This is a genomic window from Micromonospora sp. NPDC000442 (genome assembly GCF_042898635.1).
Taxonomy (GTDB): Bacteria; Actinomycetota; Actinomycetes; order Mycobacteriales; family Micromonosporaceae; genus Micromonospora.
The window spans coordinates 384,595-402,049 of sequence record NZ_JBIAYZ010000003.1; the positions used below are offsets into that span (position 1 = coordinate 384,595).

Annotated in this window: 16 protein-coding genes and 1 pseudogene; 3 read left to right on the top strand and 14 right to left on the bottom strand. The window is 71.6% G+C overall.

Annotated elements, in window-relative coordinates:
* Positions 1 to 9 precede the first annotated feature (9 nt).
* The 4 genes from ACFY2A_RS06705 to sigB form a co-directional block, all read right to left on the bottom strand.
* A complete protein-coding gene (locus ACFY2A_RS06705) occupies positions 10 to 417 on the bottom strand; it encodes a VOC family protein (protein ID WP_363917280.1) in 408 nt (135 codons plus the stop codon).
* Positions 414 to 905: an SRPBCC family protein gene (locus tag ACFY2A_RS06710; RefSeq protein WP_387169341.1), complete on the bottom strand. Its 492-nt coding sequence runs from the start codon at positions 903 to 905 to the stop codon at positions 414 to 416. The genes ACFY2A_RS06705 and ACFY2A_RS06710 overlap by 4 nt, the downstream gene beginning before the upstream one ends.
* Positions 902 to 1,273, bottom strand: coding sequence for a metalloregulator ArsR/SmtB family transcription factor (locus ACFY2A_RS06715; RefSeq protein WP_363917284.1), 372 nt, complete (start codon positions 1,271 to 1,273; stop codon positions 902 to 904). Before ACFY2A_RS06715 ends, ACFY2A_RS06710 begins: the two co-directional genes overlap by 4 nt.
* A gap of 120 nt (positions 1,274 to 1,393) precedes the next feature.
* A complete protein-coding gene (gene sigB / locus ACFY2A_RS06720; protein ID WP_387169344.1) occupies positions 1,394 to 2,404 on the bottom strand; it encodes an RNA polymerase sigma factor SigB in 1,011 nt (336 codons plus the stop codon).
* A 254-nt stretch (positions 2,405 to 2,658) separates the two neighbouring features.
* On the opposite strand from sigB, the gene ACFY2A_RS06725 reads away from it, so the two are divergent.
* Entirely contained in the window at positions 2,659 to 3,447 is a 789-nt protein-coding gene (locus tag ACFY2A_RS06725) for a sporulation protein (protein ID WP_363917288.1), read from the top strand.
* 21 nt (positions 3,448 to 3,468) lie between these two features.
* Here ACFY2A_RS06725 and ACFY2A_RS06730 read toward each other — a convergent pair whose 3' ends face one another.
* Both ACFY2A_RS06730 and ACFY2A_RS06735 read right to left on the bottom strand, forming a co-directional pair.
* Positions 3,469 to 4,452, bottom strand: a complete 984-nt coding sequence (locus ACFY2A_RS06730; RefSeq protein ID WP_387169347.1) for a transcriptional regulator TrmB — start codon at positions 4,450 to 4,452, stop codon at positions 3,469 to 3,471.
* 137 nt (positions 4,453 to 4,589) lie between these two features.
* Positions 4,590 to 8,285 carry a S8 family serine peptidase gene (locus ACFY2A_RS06735; RefSeq protein ID WP_387169350.1) on the bottom strand — a complete coding sequence of 1,232 codons (3,696 nt, stop codon included), beginning with the start codon at positions 8,283 to 8,285 and terminating at the stop codon, positions 4,590 to 4,592.
* 126 nt (positions 8,286 to 8,411) lie between these two features.
* Between ACFY2A_RS06735 and ACFY2A_RS06740 the strand changes: the two are divergent.
* Positions 8,412 to 8,708 (top strand): annotated as a pseudogene (locus ACFY2A_RS06740) (sporulation protein); the annotation flags it as partial.
* A gap of 23 nt (positions 8,709 to 8,731) precedes the next feature.
* Here ACFY2A_RS06740 and ACFY2A_RS06745 read toward each other — a convergent pair.
* The 5 genes from ACFY2A_RS06745 to ACFY2A_RS06765 all read right to left on the bottom strand — a co-directional run bounded on the left by ACFY2A_RS06745 (position 8,732) and on the right by ACFY2A_RS06765 (position 12,037).
* Complete coding sequence (locus ACFY2A_RS06745; protein WP_387169353.1) at positions 8,732 to 9,172, bottom strand: SRPBCC domain-containing protein; 441 nt, start codon at positions 9,170 to 9,172, stop codon at positions 8,732 to 8,734.
* An 87-nt stretch (positions 9,173 to 9,259) separates the two neighbouring features.
* The gene (locus ACFY2A_RS06750) at positions 9,260 to 9,598 is read right to left on the bottom strand and encodes an ArsR/SmtB family transcription factor (protein WP_387169356.1); all 339 of its coding nucleotides are present in this window, start codon (positions 9,596 to 9,598) and stop codon (positions 9,260 to 9,262) included.
* A complete protein-coding gene (locus ACFY2A_RS06755) occupies positions 9,595 to 10,053 on the bottom strand; it encodes an SRPBCC family protein (RefSeq protein ID WP_387169359.1) in 459 nt (152 codons plus the stop codon). Before ACFY2A_RS06755 ends, ACFY2A_RS06750 begins: the two co-directional genes overlap by 4 nt.
* A gap of 77 nt (positions 10,054 to 10,130) precedes the next feature.
* On the bottom strand, positions 10,131 to 10,553 hold the full coding sequence (dtd, locus tag ACFY2A_RS06760) for a D-aminoacyl-tRNA deacylase (protein WP_387169362.1): 423 nt from the start codon (positions 10,551 to 10,553) through the stop codon (positions 10,131 to 10,133).
* Entirely contained in the window at positions 10,553 to 12,037 is a 1,485-nt protein-coding gene (locus tag ACFY2A_RS06765; protein ID WP_387169366.1) for a methyltransferase, read from the bottom strand. Before ACFY2A_RS06765 ends, dtd begins: the two co-directional genes overlap by 1 nt.
* 176 nt (positions 12,038 to 12,213) lie before the next feature.
* On the opposite strand from ACFY2A_RS06765, the gene ACFY2A_RS06770 reads away from it, so the two are divergent.
* Positions 12,214 to 13,434, top strand: a complete 1,221-nt coding sequence (locus ACFY2A_RS06770) for a S8 family peptidase (RefSeq protein WP_387169369.1) — start codon at positions 12,214 to 12,216, stop codon at positions 13,432 to 13,434.
* 100 nt (positions 13,435 to 13,534) lie between these two features.
* Here the strand turns inward: ACFY2A_RS06770 and ACFY2A_RS06775 are convergent, their stop codons facing one another.
* From ACFY2A_RS06775 to ACFY2A_RS06785, 3 genes are all read right to left on the bottom strand, one after another.
* Positions 13,535 to 14,608: an ABC transporter ATP-binding protein gene (locus ACFY2A_RS06775; protein ID WP_387169372.1), complete on the bottom strand. Its 1,074-nt coding sequence runs from the start codon at positions 14,606 to 14,608 to the stop codon at positions 13,535 to 13,537.
* Between the two features lie 76 nt (positions 14,609 to 14,684).
* Positions 14,685 to 16,220 carry an ABC transporter permease gene (locus ACFY2A_RS06780; protein WP_387169505.1) on the bottom strand — a complete coding sequence of 512 codons (1,536 nt, stop codon included), beginning with the start codon at positions 16,218 to 16,220 and terminating at the stop codon, positions 14,685 to 14,687.
* A 65-nt stretch (positions 16,221 to 16,285) separates the two neighbouring features.
* Positions 16,286 to 17,341, bottom strand: coding sequence for an iron ABC transporter substrate-binding protein (locus ACFY2A_RS06785; protein ID WP_387169375.1), 1,056 nt, complete (start codon positions 17,339 to 17,341; stop codon positions 16,286 to 16,288).
* Positions 17,342 to 17,455: the final 114 nt, after the last annotated feature.

Sequence of the window (17,455 nt, forward strand, 5' to 3'; positions counted from 1 at the left end):
GCTGGCCGGTCAGGCTCGACTGGAGATCTGCTGCACCGCCCAGGCGTTGCCGTCGGGGTCGGCGAAGAAGACGAAGCCGACATTGTCCAGCGGGTCCGGCACCGGGCGCGGGTTCTCGCCGAGCACCTGGATCTCGCTGACCTCGACGCCGCGTTCGAGCAGCTCGGCGCGCGCCTTGGCCAGGTCCGGTACGACGAGTTGCAGGCCCTTCAGCGACCCCGGTGGCATCTGCGGCACGGCGCCCTTGCCGATGACGATCGAGCAGCCCGACCCGGGTGGGGTCAACTGCACGATGCGTACGTCGTCGCCGATCACGGTGTCGTGGTCGACGGCGAAGCCGAGCTGGTCGGCGTAGAACGCCTTGGCCCGGTCCACGTCGGAGACCGGTACGACCACCACTTCCAGCGTCCAGTTCATTGCTGTCCTCCTGTTCTCGTCGCCAGCAGTTCGGCGAGTCGGGTGAAGCTTTCGGTGACTCCACGGACCATCGGGTATCGCAGGGCGATGTCGCGTCCTTCGGGGGTGGCGTAGCGCAGCGTCGTGGTGACGGTGGTCCGCCCGGCGAGCTCGGTGAACGTGTGACTGACCAGCGTGTCGCCCGGGTACGACTGGTCGTCGAAGCGTTCGGTGCAGACGAGTTCGTGCGGCGCGCTGATCGTCCGGTAGACCCCTCGCTGGACCATCCGCTGCCCGTCGGGGCCCTGCGACTCGAATTGCCAGCGCCCGCCCACCCGCAGGTCGACCTCGCAGCCGACCAGTTGCCAGCCGCGTGCGCCGTACCACCGGACGAGCAGGTCAGGGCGGGTGAAGGCGGCGAACACGAGCCGCGCCGGTGCGTCGAAGACCCGGCTCAGCACGATCTCCCGATCGCCCGGTGTGTCGACCACCAGATGGTCGTCGATCACGGTGCCGCACCGCCGTCCGGCGTGCCGGCGTCACGTTGCCCGTCCTCGGCCGAACGCAGCTCGTCGAGCAGGGCGTCGAGCCGCTGGTAGCGCTCGGCCCAGTGGTCGCGGTAGGCGGCGAGCCAGGCGGTGGCCTCCCGCAGCGGCGCGGCTTCGAGGCGGCAGGGGCGGCGCTGGGCGTCTCGTCCCCGGCTGACCAGTCCGGCCCGTTCCAACACGCGCAGGTGTTTGGAGACGGCCGGCTGACTCATCGCGAAGGGCGCGGCGAGTTCGGTGACGGTGGCCTCGCCGGCCGCCAGCCGGGCGAGGATGGCGCGCCGGGTGGGATCGGCGAGAGCGGCGAAGGTGGCGTCCAGGTCGGTGAGCACGGTGTATAACCTTCCGGTTTGATAACCAAAAGGTTTCTACCGGGTGGGACGCCCGCACGTCAAGCGGCACACACGCAACGGCCCCGGCGAACCGCCGGGGCCGTTGGTCGAACGCTCAACTCAGCAGGCGTACGCCTCCAAGCGCTGCGCCCGCTCCGGGGCACGCAGCTTGAGCAGGGTCACCTTCTCGATCTGTCGGATCCGTTCCCGGGAGAGGCCGAACTCCCGGCCCACCTCGTCCAGGGTGCGTTGCCGACCGTCGTCGAGGCCGAACCGCAATCGGATCACGGCCTGCTCGCGCTGCGAGAGGGTGGCCAGCACGATGCTCACCTCGTTGCGTAGTTCGCCGTGGGTGGCGGCGTCGCCGGGCCCGGCGGCCGGGTCGACGGCGGCGACGAAGTCACCGAGGGCGCTCTCGCCGTCCTCGCCGACAGCCTGGTCCAGACTCACCGGCTCCCGGTCGTACGAGATCAGCTCGATCACCTGGAACTCCGGCACGTCGAGCGCGCGGGCCACCTCGGCGACCGTGGGCTCCCGACCCAACGACACCGCCAACTCACGCCGGGCGCGGACCATCCGGTTCACCTGCTCGACCATGTGGACGGGGATGCGGATGGTGCGGGCCTGGTCGGCCATGGCGCGGGTGATGGCCTGTCGGATCCACCAGGTGGCGTAGGTGGAGAACTTGTAGCCCTTGGTGTAGTCGAACTTCTCGACGGCGCGGATGAGGCCGAGGTTGCCTTCCTGGATGAGGTCGAGGAAGGCCATGCCCCGGCCGGTGTACCGCTTGGCGATGCTCACCACCAGCCGCAGGTTCGCCTCCAGCAGGTGGTTCTTGGCGGCCCGGCCCTGGCGCGCGACCAGTTCCAGATCGGCGCGCAGCTCGTCGGAGACCGGTATGCAGGTGCTGAGCTTCTCCTCGGCGAACAGGCCGGCCTCGATCCGCTTCGCCAGGTCCACCTCCTGTACGGCGGTGAGTAGCTTCGTCCGACCGATTCCGTTGAGGTATGCCCGGACCAGGTCGGTGGAGACGCCGCGCTCGTCGGTGGCGTCCAGGTCGGTCAGGGTGTCGACGCCGTGCTCCGCCTCGGTGCCGGCGTGCGTCCGGTGCTCCGTCATCTGCTGGGCCATCTCAGTCTCTCCCCGTGTCCACGTCCGTGCCGTGTCCGCCGGCCAGCTGCGCCGGTGACAAACAGCTTGGCCGTCGGGGCGTAAAACGGGAGTGAGGCGATCGGGGAACCGACAGTCGCTGAGTCGGCACTCGGCGACGTGCCGGCCCGGCGGTTCGGCCGGCTCGGCTTGTCGACGCCGGTTACCGTGCCAGCGGTCGGCCGTCGGGCCGGCGTACCCGCCCGGATGCGGGCGATCGAGCGACGGAGGCAATCGTGGTGTTCAAACGGCTCATGCAGGCGATGGGAGTCGGTGGTCCGTCGGTGGAGACGGTGCTGTCGAATCCGAACTGCCGGCCGGGCGGCCACCTGGAGGGCAGCATCGCGGTCACCGGCGGCGACCACGGCGTCGACGTGTCCTACGTGGCCCTGGGGCTGCTCACCCGGGTGGAGGTGGAGAGCGGCGACAACGAGTACGCCACCAACCAGGAGTTCCAGCGGCAGCAGGTCACCGGCCCGTTCCGGCTGGAGGCGGGGCAGCGCTACGACGTCCCGTTCCGGTTCGAGGTGCCGTGGGAGACCCCGCTCACCGAGCTGTACGGGCAGCACCTGCACGGGATGACCATGGGTCTGCGTACCGAACTGGAGGTGGCCCGCGCCGTCGACAAGGGCGACCTGGACGCGGTGGCGGTGCACCCGGTGCCGGCCCAGGAGCGCCTGCTGGATGCGCTGCTGCGGCTCGGTTTCCGGTTCGCGCGAGCGGACGTGGAGCGCGGGCACATCTACGGTGTCCACCAGACGTTGCCGTTCTACCAGGAGATCGAGTTCTACCCGCCCCCGCAGTACGCGGGCGCGATGAAGCAGCTGGAGGTCACCTTCGTCACCGACCCCCGGCAGGTGCAGGTGGTGTTGGAGCTGGACAAGCGGGGTGGGTTGTTCACCGAGGGCCGCGACGTCTTCGGTCGCTTCGCCGTCGAGCACGCCTCGGCGGCCAACACCGACTTTGCCGCCCAGCTCGACGGCTGGCTGCGTCAGTCCCTCCAGCGTCGGGGCATGTTCTTCTGACCGGACCGCCGCCCGGTCGGGTCAGGCCCAGCCGTTCCGGGCGGCGTACCAGCCGAGCTGCATCCGGGTCTCCACCCCGGCGAGGTCCATCAGGTGGCGCAGTCGCCGTTGCAGGGTCCGCAGCGACAGGTCGAGCCGGGTGGCCACGACGTGGTCGGTGAGCCCGGCCAGCAGCAACGCCAGGATCTGGCGGTCCAGGTCGGTCGGGCCGTCGGCGCCGTCGAGGCCGGCGGCGTCCCCCAGCACGCCGGCGGCGGACAGGGTCAGCGGGTGGGCGTGCCGCCACACGATTTCGAACAGCGCGTCCATCGCCGCCAGCAGCCCGGTGCGGTGCAGCAGCACCGCGCCGGGCTCGCCGCCGGGGGTGGTGGTCAACGGCACCAGGGCGAGCTCCGAGTCGGCCAGGATGAGCTTGATCGGCAACGACTCGGCCACCCGTACCTGCACGCCGGTGCGCAGTGACTCGAGGGTCTCCGCGACCACCCCTGGTTCGGCGAGGGTCGGCCGGTCCACGACGACCCGGAACTGCACTCCCTGGCCCACCGCCACCGACTCGACCGCGTTGGTGCCCGGCGGCACGGCGATGAAGGGCATGGTGACGAAGCTCCGGACCTCCGTGCGCGCGGCGTGCTGCACCTGCGCGAACCGGTGCCGCACAGCGTCGACGCCGGTGACCACCTCGATCAGCTCGTCGATCGTGCGCCCCGCCACCGCGCCGCGGTACTCCTCGGCGAGGGTGACGAGCGCCAGCTCCGCGCTGCGCAGCGCGTTGCGTTGCTCGCTGATCAGCGCCCCCAGGGCGACCGCCGGCGGTGCCACCGAGAACTCGGTGTCCGGCCCGGACGTCGCCAGGCCGCAGGCGACGAGTCGCTCCAGTGCCGCGGCCACCACCGCCGCGGGCAGCCGAAGGGCGCCGGCGAGGGCGGCGACGTCGGCCCGCGCCCGCCGCACCAACAGGCCGTAGACCGCTTCGTCCTCGGGGCTCAACCCCAGCACGCCCAGCATCGGTGGCTTCCTCCCTGCGCCCATCGCGGCACGGGAAGTATGTGACATGCCCATGAGTCCTGACCAGGTCTTCGACGGAGCGGACACGCCGGTGGGGCCCCCGGACATTGCCGGCCCCGGGGCCCCCAACGGCGCGATCATCGCAGGCCGTACGCCCGGATGAGTTCCTGCCGGATGCCGAAGCCGGAGTCGGTACGAGCCTCGGCCCGTACCGACACGAAGCCGCCCGGCTTCTTCGGCAGCTTCAGCGCGCCGTCCCACCAGCCGCCGGAGTCACGGCTCAGCGCCACCTTCTGCCAGCTGGCGCCGTCGTCGTACGAGACCTCCAGCTGCACCGAGGTGACCGTGCCGGTACCGCTGCCGCCCGACTGCGGTCCCGCCTTGACGCCGATCCGCTGGCTGGTCCCGGCCTTGACGTCACCCCGCAGGTCGGTCTCCAGCGCATAGTCGAGCTGTAGCAGCGCGAACGGGACGAAGGCGTCCGTCTCGTTCGAGCTCGAGACGAAGTCCCACTCGGTGTGCGTACGAGTGGACAGCCGCCACTGGTCGGCTGGCCGCGACGCATCCAGCACCAGGCGGTACGGCAGCGTGCCGGCGGGCACCTCCGTCCACTGCAGGTCGGAGTTGAACCGGTTCTCGTCCAGCAGGGTGTCGCCCTGGTACAGCTTGAGGTTCGTCGGCACCGAGCCCCACTCCAGGTTGCCCCCGTGCTCGAGCACGTCGTCGGACGGGCTCCAGGCCTGCACGTTGACCGTCATGTAGTCGCGGTAGCGGCTGTTCTTCACCCCGAAGGCTCGGCTGAAGGCCGGCCGGACGGCAGGGGCGAACCAGTCCAGCCGGGTGGTGGTGCCCTTGGCGTACGTGTTCAGGTACGCGGTGTCGGTCCAGGTGCCCTGGCTGTGCACCTCGTGCCAGACCACGTCCGGGGTGACCCATTCGATGCGGGTGCCCGGGTGCTGCTCGGACTCCGGGAAGCCGAACGACGGGCTGAACGTCATGTCGTACCGGTAGCCGGAGCCCGGCGTGTCCTTGACGGCGTGGTAGCGGGCGTCGATCCGGGCCAGGTCGTCCCGGGTCGGGTGGTACGTGAGCGCCCGGTCGGGCACCTGGTCGGGCCAGACCTTGGTCAGGTCGTAGAGGTAGCCGGCGAACGGCACCCGGGTGGCGGTCAGCTTCGGCGCCTTGGTTCGGACCGCCTCGATCAGCTGCTCGCCGGCGTCGCGGTGCAGGGTGCCGACGGGGATCGGGGACTCGCCGACGTACTCGTTGAGGATTCCGGGGCCGTCGTTGACGACCAGGAGCAGCTTCGCTCCGGCGGCCGCCGCGGCGGCGGTGCGATCCGGTGCGGGGACCGCGTCGCTGCGGGTCACGATGGCGACCTTGCCCTCGACGTCGAGGCCGGCGTACTCGTCCGGGCTGCCGGTGCCGACGTAGACCGGCCGCAACGTCTCGGTGCCGGCGGTGAGCGCGGCGCCCGGCTGCACGGCGGCGTTGATCGGCGGCAGGCCGGGGACGGCCACGCTCAGCATGGGCTCGCCCTTGCGCCACCGGGCCGCCATGGTGAACGACCCCTGCTCGACCCGCTCGGTCGGCAGGACGTAGAGGTCGTCGTACCTGATCGGCAGCTGGTAGATCGAACGGTAGCTGTCGCCGCCGGCGTACTCGACGGTGTAATCGATCTTGCGTTGCCGGTCCTCGGTGCGTTGCGGTGCGGTGGTGTCGAGCAGGCGGGCCCGGCTGGCGTCCAGCACCACCTCGGACGGGCGGTCCAGCACCGTCTCCGGGTCGACCAGCACGGCGTGGCCCAGGGCGTCGGCCCGCTCACCCGGCACGTCCAGCGCCGTCTCCACGGTGTACGTGCCCGGCGGCAGCCGCAGGGTCTGCTCGCCGTCGACGGCGAACGACCAGGTGAACCACTCGCCGGCCCGCTTCACGGCGATGGTCGAGCTGACCGGCTCGCCGTCCCGGCCGCGCAGCTTCACGGTCAGGTCGTACCGCTCCTCCTCCTTGAGCAGGGCGAGCGCGGTGCGGGTGACCGGGGCACCGGTGGCCGCGTCGGTGCCGACGAGGTAGCCGGTGACCTGGCCGTGGGGGGCCGACCGGGGGTCGCCGGACACCGCGATCTCGGCGCTGCCGCCGGCCGGCACCGTCACCGAGGAGGCGCTGGGCGAGAACGGGCCGGTGCCGGTGACGGCGAGGTTCAGGGTGACCGCGGCGGTGCCGGAGTTGGTGAACGTCACCGGCTTGGCAACCGGGGCGTCCGTGGTCTCGTGTGGCCAGTCGAAGTTGCCGAAGAACACCGATCCGGTGGCCCGGACGGTGCCGCGCACCGCCGCCGCCACGTCGAGCCGCCCGGTGCCCACCTCGTACGGGCCGTAGCCGTCGGGGAGGGCCTCGGCGCTGCTCATCAGCGCCTCCTTGAGCTGCGGGCCGGCCCATTCCGGGTGGCGCTGGGCGAGGACCGCCGCCGCACCCGCGACGTGCGGGGCGGCCATCGAGGTGCCGTCCATGCTCTGGTACATGCCCTCGCCGGCGGACTGCTGCGAGCGGGCCGCGGAGATACCGACCCCCGGCGCGGCGATGTCCGGCTTCAGTGCCCCGGTGCGCGCCAGCGGCCCGGTGCTCGAGAACCAGGCGAGCTGGTCCTGCTTGTCCACCGCGCCGACGGTGAGGGCGCTCGCGGCGGTCCCCGGCGCGCCGATGCTCTGCGGTCCGGAGTTGCCGGCGGCGACCACGAAGAGGGTGCCGTGCTGCGCGGAGAGGGTGTCCACCGCCAGGGCCATCGGGTCGGTGCCGTCGGTGCGCGACGCGTCGCCGAGGCTCATGTTGACGACGTCGGCACCGGACTCGGCCGCCCACTGCATGCCGGCGATGATCCAGGAGTCCTGGCCGTACCCGTCGTTGCCCAGGACCTTGCCGACGATCAGGTCCGCACCCGGCGCGACGCCCTTGTGGTCGCCGCCGGAGGCGGCGCCGGTGCCGGCGATGGTCGAGGCGACGTGGGTGCCGTGGCCGTGCACGTCCGACGTGTCCTCGCCCGGTACGAAGCTGACCTTCTCGTCGATCTGGCTGGCCAGGTCGGGGTGGGTCGCGTCGACCCCGGTGTCCAGCACCGCGACCGTCACGCCGGTGCCGTCGTAGCCGGCGGCCCACGCCTCGGGCGCGCCGACCTGCGGCACGCTCTCGGTCAGGTTGACCTTCACCCGGCCGTCCAGCCAGAGCTTGGTCACGCCGGCGCCGAGAGCCGTGCCGGACGGGGCGGCGGGCGCGACGGCCGACCAGAGCGCCCGGGCCTGCTTCTTGTCGGCGGCGAGCGCCCGGCCGCTGATGCCGGGCAGGTCCCGGACGAGCTTCGTGCCGCGCGGCGCGGCCGGCCGGGCGGCGCGGGCGGCGGCCTTCGGGTACGTGGCGATCAGCGGCAGTTCGGCCGCCCGGGCGTCGTCGTAGCCCATCTCGATGAGGTCGGTGACGTTGAACAGGCGCCGGTCGAGCCGCTCGGCGGTCAGCAGCGGCGCCGCCTCGTCGGGTAGGACGTACAGGTCGCCGCCGCTCTGCTGGATGCGGACACCGCCGGTGGCGTCGTCCGGGCGGTCGACCTCGGCGGCGGATTTGCCATCGGCGAAGGTCGTCACGGTGACCACGTCACCGGTGACCAGGGTAACGGTGTGGGTGTCCCGTGCCGTGGCGGTGGCGGGGGGTGGGGTCGGTCCGGCCGCCGCGGCGGGCGGACGGATCGCGGCGGCGCCGGCGGCCACCAGGCCGGCGGCCGCTGCGGCGGCGATCAGTCGCCGTCGCGTCCGGCCCGAGGTGAAGGGCGTTGTGGGTGAAGGCATGGCACGGTTCTACCGCCGCCGTCGGGCCCGGTGAACAAAGTTGGATGGCGGGGTCACGCCACGGCGCGATCCCGCCATCCGGTCGATGGAAGGCGGCGACCACCCCGCTGGTCTGGGGTGCCACGTTCGCGCGGGCACATGTACGGCGTGCACCAGACGCTGCCGTTCTACCAGGAGATCGAGTTCTACCCGCCGCCGCAGTACGCCGGCGCGATGAAGCAGTTGGAAGTCACCTTCGTCACCGACCCCCGGCAGGTGCAGGTGGTGTTGGAGCTGGACAAGCGGGGTGGGTTGTTCACCGAGGGCCGCGACGTCTTCGGTCGCTTCGCCGTCGAGCACGCCTCGGCGGCCAACACCGACTTTGCCGCCCAGCTCGACGGCTGGCTGCGTCAGTCGCTGCAACGCCGCGGCCTCTTCGGCTGAACTCCGCGATCCCGCGCAGTAACTCAGTGCCAGTTGCTGATCTGCACGTCGTGCGGCGCGGGCTCGCCCTTACCAGTTTCGACCAGCCGCTTGAGACTCATCAGGTAGATCGCCCACTTGGTGCTGCAGTGGTACATGAACTCCACCGGCTCCCGCCAACCCTCGTGGCGGAACAACACGATCGTGAAGTCGTCCTCCCGCTTCAGCTCGAAGCGGACCCTGGTGCCGATCCACTCCTCGGGGCCGTCGACGACCTCCCAGAGCACCAGCTCGGCCGGCCGGCTCTCCAGGACCTTCATGTCGAAGCCACCGGGTATGAACCGGAACCGGAGCACTCCGCCGACATCTCCGTCGCCGTCCGTGTCCTCCGTCCACCAGTTCGCGAGCCCGTCGACGGTGGTCAGGGCCGCGTAGACGTCCTCGGGAGCCGACGTGACGCCGACCCGGTGCAGGATGTCCAGCATCGTGATACCTCGTTTCTGGGTGAACGCCCGAATGCGGGCAGGGTGAGTCACGCCGCCACGGACATGGCGACGAACGTTCGGGTGGGTTCAGCTCTGCTGGCCGCGCTGGATCGCCTCGGCGATCCGCTTGATCCGCCGCAACCGCGCGTCCCAGGTGGCACCGACCGACGACAGCTGCGCGACCGCGCGGGCGAGCTGTGCCTCGTCGACCTCGTAGCGGCGTTCGCGGCCGGACGGCGTGCCGTGGACCAGTCCGACCCGGCCGAGTACGCCGAGGTGTTTGGCGACCGCCTGCCGGGTGACCGGCAACTGCTCGCTCAGCGTGGTCGCCGTACCGCCGCCGTCGGCCAGCAGCAGGTCGAGCATCCGCCGCCGGGTCGGGTCCCCGACGGCGGACCAGAGGTCATCGTCGACGACGAGGCTCATCGAGTCGACACCAGTCGTGCCACGTACTGGACGAGGCGGGGCAGGAAGTGGTCCCAGCCGGTGACGTGGTCGCGGTAGTGCTCTTCGAGTACGGCGGCCTCCCAGCCCCGCTCCCGGAACCCGGTCTCGGTGAGCCGCAGCAGCGTCCCCGTGCCCGACGGGATCAGTTCGAAGGTCACCAGGAGTGAGTTGGTCGACGTCGCGACGGCGAGATCGTCGTACACCCACCGGAACGAGAAGCGCCGGGGCGGATCGGCCGTAACCACGGTCAATGGCAGGACCTCGGTGTTCGGCGGGTCGCCGAAGGAGATCGTCCCGGTGGCACCGGCGACCGGCTCGAGATCCGCGTCGTCCGGCCACCACTGCCGGATGTGTTCGGGTGCCGTGACGACCTCGTAGACCACTTCGGGTGTGGCGTCGACGTGGATCTCGCGTTCGATACTGCCGTACTCCATGCGCTCCTCCAGATTCGCAACCAGTGGTTGCGTCTGACTCTAGGACTCGCCGTCGAGATGTGCAACCACTAGTTGCGCTATAGGTCGAGGAGGATGGTGCGTGGACCGACGTTGACGCTCTCCACAAGCATGTGCGCGCGGAAGCGGCCGGTCTCGACCGTCGCGCCGCGCTGGCGCAGCGCCCGGACCGCCTCATCGACGAGCGGTTCCGCCACCTCGGCCGGGGCGGCCGCGGTCCAGGTCGGCCGGCGGCCCTTGCGGGCGTCGCCGTAGAGGGTGAACTGGCTGACCACGAGGATCCTCGCGCCGACCTCCGCCGCCGACCGCTCGTCGTCCAGGATGCGCAGCTCGTGCACCTTACGGGCCATCGTCCGGGCGGTCTCCGGGGTGTCGGTGTGGGTCACCCCGAGCAGCACCAGCAGCCCGTCGTCGATCGCGCCGACCACCTCGCCGTCGACGGTCACGCTGGCCCGACCGACCGTCTGCACCACCGCCCGCATCAGGCGACCACCGGCGCGATGAAGCCGCGCTCCACCAGGTGCGCCACGATCGGCCCGGCCGCCTCGGCCAGCTCCTCGGCGGCAACGTCGTGGGCGACGGCGAGCAGCGCGAGCTGGTCCCGCAGCGGCAACCGCCCGTCGGCCCCGCCCACCAGGGCCAGCACCAGCGGATCGATCTCCTCGGTCCAGCGCAGCCCGTCGGGCAGGGCGAGGACCTGCCGGTCCACCCCCCAACCGTCGGAGCCCATCGTCGCCTCCTGGCGCAGTTGGAGCCCGTCTGCGGCGCGGTAGCGCGCGGCCAGCAGACCGTCGGTGTCGCGTACGCGCAGCCAGTCCTGCCGGTCGAACCAGTCGACGATCCGATCACCCATCGGTGGCTGCACCCGCTGGCGCAGATCCTCCACCCGCAGCACCGGGTCGTCGTGGTCGCTGCGGCGCAGCGAGACGATGCCGAAGCCGATCGCTTCCACCTTGTGCGCGTCGAACCAGTCGAGCCAGTCGGCCATCCGCTGCGGGTCGGTGGCCTCCCCGACATCGGTCAGCCACAGGTTGACGTATGCCATCGGGTCGGCGACCTCGCGCTGGATGACCCAGGCGTCCAGGCCGGTGCCGGCGAACCAGCCGGCGACCCGTTCCCCCCAGTCCTCGCCGACCACGTGCACCCAGTTGGCGAGGTACTGCATGGTGCCGCCCTCGGTGAGCAGGCCCGGGGCGGCGGCGGCCAGTTCGGCGCCGATCGCATCGCCGACCCGACCGGAGTCGCGGTAGACGTGAGTGGTGGTGCCGGGCCCGACCACGAAGGGCGGGTTGCTCACCACGAGGTCGAACCGTCGGCCGGCGACCGGGGCCACCAGGTCGCCGTGCAACAGCTCCCAGTCCTGGCCGTTGAGGGCGGCGGTGGTGGCGGCGAAGCGCAGCGCCCGCCGGGACACGTCGGTGGCGGTGACCCGCCGGGCGTGGGTGCCCAGGTGCAGCGCCTGCACGCCCGAGCCGGTGCCCAGGTCCAGCGCGCTGTCCACCGGCCGGCGCGCCGCCGCGCCGATCATCGTCTGCGTCGCCCCGCCGATGCCGAGCACGTGTTCGGCGTGCAGCGGGCGACCGGGGCGGGCGCTGGCCGGCACGTCCGCGAGGACCCACCATTCGTCGCCGTACGGCTCCAGGTCTATTCCCATCCGCAGCCCGTCGCCGTGCCGTTCGACGAGTCCCGCGTCGAGGGCGTCGGTGAGCGGCAGCGGAGCCAGCGCGGCGGCGACCGCGGCTTCCGGCTCGGTCTGCTCGCAGATGAACACCCGGATCAGGGTGGCGAGGGGGTCCCGGTCGGCGGTGGCGCGCAGCGCGGCCCGGAAGTCGTTGCGGGCGACCCCGCCGGTCGCCTGTGGGCCGAGCCGCGCGGCGATGCCGTTGGCGGTGAAGGCGGCCCGGGTCAACGCGGTCCGCAGCGCTTCGACGCCGGCGGGGGAGAGCAGCATGTCGTTTCCGTCCACACCGTCATCCTGCCTGGTGGCGTCGGGTCTGGAGACCACCGCCCGTGACATGGCGAATCAATCGATGAACATCCCTGTCATATCTGTCGATCTAACGCTAGCATCTCTCCAACTCAGTCCAGGGTGCGGACCGCCCGGCCAGAAGCCCGGTCGGCCGCCCAGGTAAGGGAGGCACGATGTCCTCAGGGTCCACCGCGCGACGGCAGCTCATCCGGGCGCTCGCCGTCGTCGCCACCGCGGCGGCCGTTTCGGCGGCCGGCACCACCGCGGCGGTCGCCGCACCCACCGGCGAGATCCGTGGCGCCGGCGCGTCGAACGCGGTCAGTGGCAGCTACCTGGTCGTCCTGCGCACCGACGCCGTCGGTGCCGCCGGTTCGTCGACGGCTCGTGCCGCCGTTCCGGACCGGGCCAGCGCCCTGGTCAAGCGGTACGGGGGCAGCGTCTCCGACACCTACAGCGCCGCGCTGACCGGCTTCGCGGCCAAGATGACCGCGTCCCAGGCGGCCCGGCTCGCCGCCAACCCGGCGGTGGCCTACGTGGAGCAGGACCAGGTGGTCACGATCCAGGCGACCCAGACCAACGCGACCTGGGGCCTGGACCGCATCGACCAGCGGAACCGGCCGCTGAGCACCACGTACACCTACCCGAACACGGCCTCGAACGTGCGGGCGTACATCATCGACACCGGCATCCGGACCAGCCACAACCAGTTCGGCGGCCGGGCCACCTGGGGCACCAACACGGTGGACAGCAACAACACCGACTGCAACGGCCACGGCACCCACGTCGCCGGCACCGTCGGCGGTTCGACCCACGGTGTGGCCAAGGGTGTCCGCCTGGTCGCGGTGAAGGTGCTCAACTGCTCCGGCGGCGGCACCACCACCAGCGTGGTCAACGGGGTGAACTGGGTGACCGCCAACGCGGTGAAGCCGGCCGTGGCGAACATGAGCCTGGGCGGCGGCGCCAGCACCACCATCGACAACGCGGTGCGCAACTCGATCGCCTCCGGCGTCAGCTACGCGGTCGCGGCGGGCAACTCCAACGCCAACGCCTGCAACTACTCGCCGGCCCGGACCTCGACCGCGATCACCGTCGGCTCGACCACCAGCACCGACGCCCGTTCGTCCTTCTCGAACTACGGCTCCTGCGTGCACATCTTCGCGCCGGGTTCGAGCATCACGTCGACCTGGCACACCAGCAACACCGCAACCAACACCATCAGCGGCACCTCGATGGCCTCGCCGCACGTGGCCGGCGCCGCCGCTCTCGTGCTCGGTGCCAACCCGTCCTACTCCCCGGCCCAGGTCAAGAGCTACCTGGTCAACAACGCCACCACCGGCGTGGTGACCAGCCCGGGCAGCGGCTCCCCGAACCGTCTCCTGTTCGTGGTCAACTGACCCTGACGCAAACCGGCGTCAACTGACCCTGACGTGAACCGGCCCGGCGGACCGACATCGATCCGCCGGGCCGCGTCGCGTCGTCGGGGTGTGCGTGGTCTCAGCCGGCCAGCCGCACCGGGGTGGGCGCCGGCCGGCCGGCCGACGCGTCGGCGGGGAAGGCCCGGGCCGCGCCGTCCACGCGTACCGTCACCTCGCCGCCCGGGGCCACGGCGGCGTCCCCGTCGAGGACCCGGGCGGTGATCCGGGTGCCGTCGGGCAGCCCGAGACCGACGAGCGCGTCATGGCCGTGGAAGTCGTGCCGCAGGACTGTGGCGGTTACCCCGTCCGCACCGGCCGTGAGGCGGACCTGTTCTGGGCGTACCAGCACGGTGACCGGCCCGTCGGACACGGCACCGGTGACCGGCACGAGGCCCAGCGCGGTCCGCGCGGCACCCTGCTCGACAACCGCCGGCAGCAGCACCGCGTCGCCGACGAACTCGGCCACCCAGGGGTTGGCCGGCTCGCGGTACACCGTGGTCGGCGCACCGGCCTGCACCACCCACCCGTCGCGCAGCACCACCACCTGGTCGGCCACCGACAGCGCCTCGCCCTGATCGTGGGTGACAAGTACACCTGTCGCGCCGTCGGTCCGCAGCGCGTCGCGTACGTCGTGGCGCAGCCCGGCGCGCAGCCCCGCGTCGAGGGCACTGAACGGCTCGTCCAGCAGCACCACCGACGGTCTGGGAGCCAGGGCGCGGGCCACCGCCACCCGCTGCTGCTGCCCACCGGAGAGTTGATGCGGCATGCGGCCGCCGTACCCGGCGAGCCCGACCAGGGCCAGTACCTCCTCGACTCGGTCGGAACGGCGGGTGACCCGGTCAAGGCCGTAGCCGACGTTGTCCGCCACGCTCAGGTGTGGGAAGAGGGCACCCTCCTGAGGCACCACCGCGATGTTGCGCCGATGCGTCGGCAGGTGCCGGCCCCCGCCGGCCACCAGGGCACCGTCGATGCGGATCTCCCCGGCGTCCAACCGCTCGAAGCCGGCCAGGCAGCGCAGCAGGGTGGTCTTACCGCAGCCCGACGGGCCGAGGACGGCAGTCAGCTCTCCCGACGGTACGCGGAGGTCCACCCCGGCCAGGGCGGTCACCCGTCCGTACCGCTTGATCACGCCACTGACCACGACCTCGCTCATGCCGGCTCTCCGCTCCGCTGCGTACCGGCCCGCAGCACCGGCGCGCTGTGTCGATGATTCGCTCGCTGAGGCTCGTTCATGCCCGCTTCTCCTTGTCGAGCAGCCCGCTGCGGGCGACCAGCAGCCAGGTGGGCACGGCCGAGATCACCACAAGCAACACGGCGTAGGGCGCCGCCGCGGCGTATGCGCCGACCGCTGTGCTGGTCCACAACTCGGTCGCCAGGGTGTCCGTGCCGGTGGGCCGCAGCAGCAGGGTGGCGGGTAGCTCCTTCATGCCGGTCAGGAAAACCAGCGCGGCACCGGCACCGATGCCCGGCAGGATCAGCGGCAGGGTCACCGTCCGCAGGACCGTCCACGGCCCACGACCGAGGGAGCGTGCCACCTCCTCCAGCCGGGCGGGGGACTGGGCGGCGGCGCTGGCCACCGCACCGACCGCCAGCGGCAGGAACAGCGTGGCGTACGCCAGGGCCAGCATCCACCGCGTCTGATAGAGCGGGTACGCCACGTTGATGCCGAAGAAGATCAGGGAGAGCCCGATGACGACACCGGGTAGCGCGTGGCCGAGGTACGCCAACCGGTCCAATGCGGTTGTCAGCGGGCTCGGCGCACGGGCCGCGAGCAGGCCGAGGGGCAGCGCCAGCAGCATGGTCAACGCGGCACCGGCAAGCGACACGGTCAGGGAGTTCCCGGCGGCGGCGAGCACCTCGGGGAGCGCCCCCGGACGGGACGTGCCGGCGGCGAGTCGCCGCCCCAGGCTGGCCGCCGGCACACCGAGCGCCAGTACCGCGACAACTACCAGGGCTGCCATGGCCGGCCAGCGAGCCGGACCGAGCGACAGCCGGGACGCTGGACGGCGCGCGCCGGAAAGCCGCGCGTACCGGGCACCGCGACGGCGGGTGATGGTCTCGCCGCCCAGCAGCAGCACGGTCAGCGCGACGAGCACGCTGGAGAGCACAAGCGCTCCGGTGCGGTCGAAGCCCAGATCGAAGGCGACGAAGATGGCTCGGGTGAAGGTCTCCGCGCGCAGGATGGAAACCGCGCCGAAGTCGGAGAGCACGTAGAGCGCGACAAGCAACGCCCCGGCGGCGGTGGCCGGCCGGACCTGCCGCAACGTCACGGCGGTGAAGGTCCGCCATCCGCTGCGCCCCAGCGACCGGGAGACCTCCTCCTGGGCCGGGTCCGCGCCGCGCAGCGCGGCTGCCACAGGTAGCAGCACGTACGGGTAGGAGCAGAGTGTGAGCACCAGGGCCGCCGGCCAGAAGCCCTCCAGTCGGGGTGCCGTCGAGAGCCAGGCGAAGGCGGCGATGTAGGTGGGGACCGCCAGCGGCAGCGCCGCCAGCACGGCGAAGAGTCGCCGTGCGGGAAGGTCGGTGCGAGTGACCAGGAAGGCGGTGCCGACCCCGAGTAGGACGCAGGCGACGGTGACCACGCCGGCCAGGCCGAGGCTGCGCAGGGCGAGCAGGCCGACCCGCTCGGTCCAGAGTTCGGCGGCGATCCGGTCCGTGCCGGCCTCCGCGGTGCGTACCGCGAGATAGACGAGCGGGATCAGGGCGACGGCCACCGCAGCGGTGGAGGCGGCCAGCAGCGCCGGGCGGGGGGCCAGTTTCCGCAGCCGGCTGGAGACGACCGACAGGGCCGTCCCGGTGGCGGGCGGCCCTGCGGTGGTCGGCGGAGCGGTCAGGGGACCAGCCCCGAATTCTTGATCATGGTGACGGTGGCGTCCAGCGTGTCCAGGTCGTTCAGGTCGACCTCGGGCACTGACAGGTCGGCCAGCGGTGGCACGTACGCCGGCCCCGGCACGCCGCCGATCACCGGGTATTCGAACGTCTGCTCGGCGAAGTAGGTCTGCGACTCCTGGCCGAGCAGGAAGTCCACGAAACGCTGCACGTCCGGGTCGGACGCAGCGCGGTTGAGCACACCGACGCCGGCCACGTTGACAAGCGCGCCGGTGTCGCCGCCGGGGAAGAAGTGCAGCTTGGCCTTGAGCGCCTCCGGGGTGGTGCCCTGTTCCTTGGCGATTTCCCCGAGGTAGTAGTGGTTGACCAGGCCGACTGCGACAATGCCGCTGTTCACGTCCTCGACGATCTTGCCGTTGCCATCGCGGATCTGCGGGTCGTTGGCCTGGAGCCCGGCCAGGAACTCCTCGGCTCGGGCGTCACCGTGCTGCACCCGGATCGCGGTGACGAACGCCTGGAACGAGGCGTTGGTCGGGGCGAGGGCGACCTTGCCCTTCCAGGCCGGGTCGACCAGGTCGAAGACGGACTTCGGCAGCTGGTCGGCCGGGACCAGGTCCGGGTTGTAGATCAGGACCCGCGCCCGGGCGCTCACGCCGACCCACTGGTTGGTGCCGGCCCGGTAGGTCTGCGGCACCTTCGACGTGGTCGCCTCGGGCAGCGTGCTGAACATGCCGCGCTTGGCGACGGTGCCGAGGGCACCGGCGTCCTGAGCGAAGAACACGTCGGCCGGCGACCTGTCGCCCTCCTCGACCAACTGGGCGGCGAGCTGCGCGGTGCTGGCGTACCGGGGCTGCACGGCGATGCCGGTCTGCGCGGTGAACTTCTCCAGCAACGGCTTGACCAACTGCTCACTGCGCCCGCTGTAGACGGTGATCTGCTTGTCGCCCTGATCGCCGGAACCGGCTTCGTCCTCCCCACCGGATCCACAGGCGGCCAGGCCGAGGACGAGCAGGCTGGCGGTGAGTAGCGCGCTGGTGGCGTGGCGGGTGCTTGGCACGGTGAACCCCTCTTCCGGTCTGGACGACCGGAGGGAAGTTAGCACAGCCTAACCTCACTTCGACATCGGGTGGGTGGCGGATCACTGTCAACCCTCGACGGACAGGCAGGATGA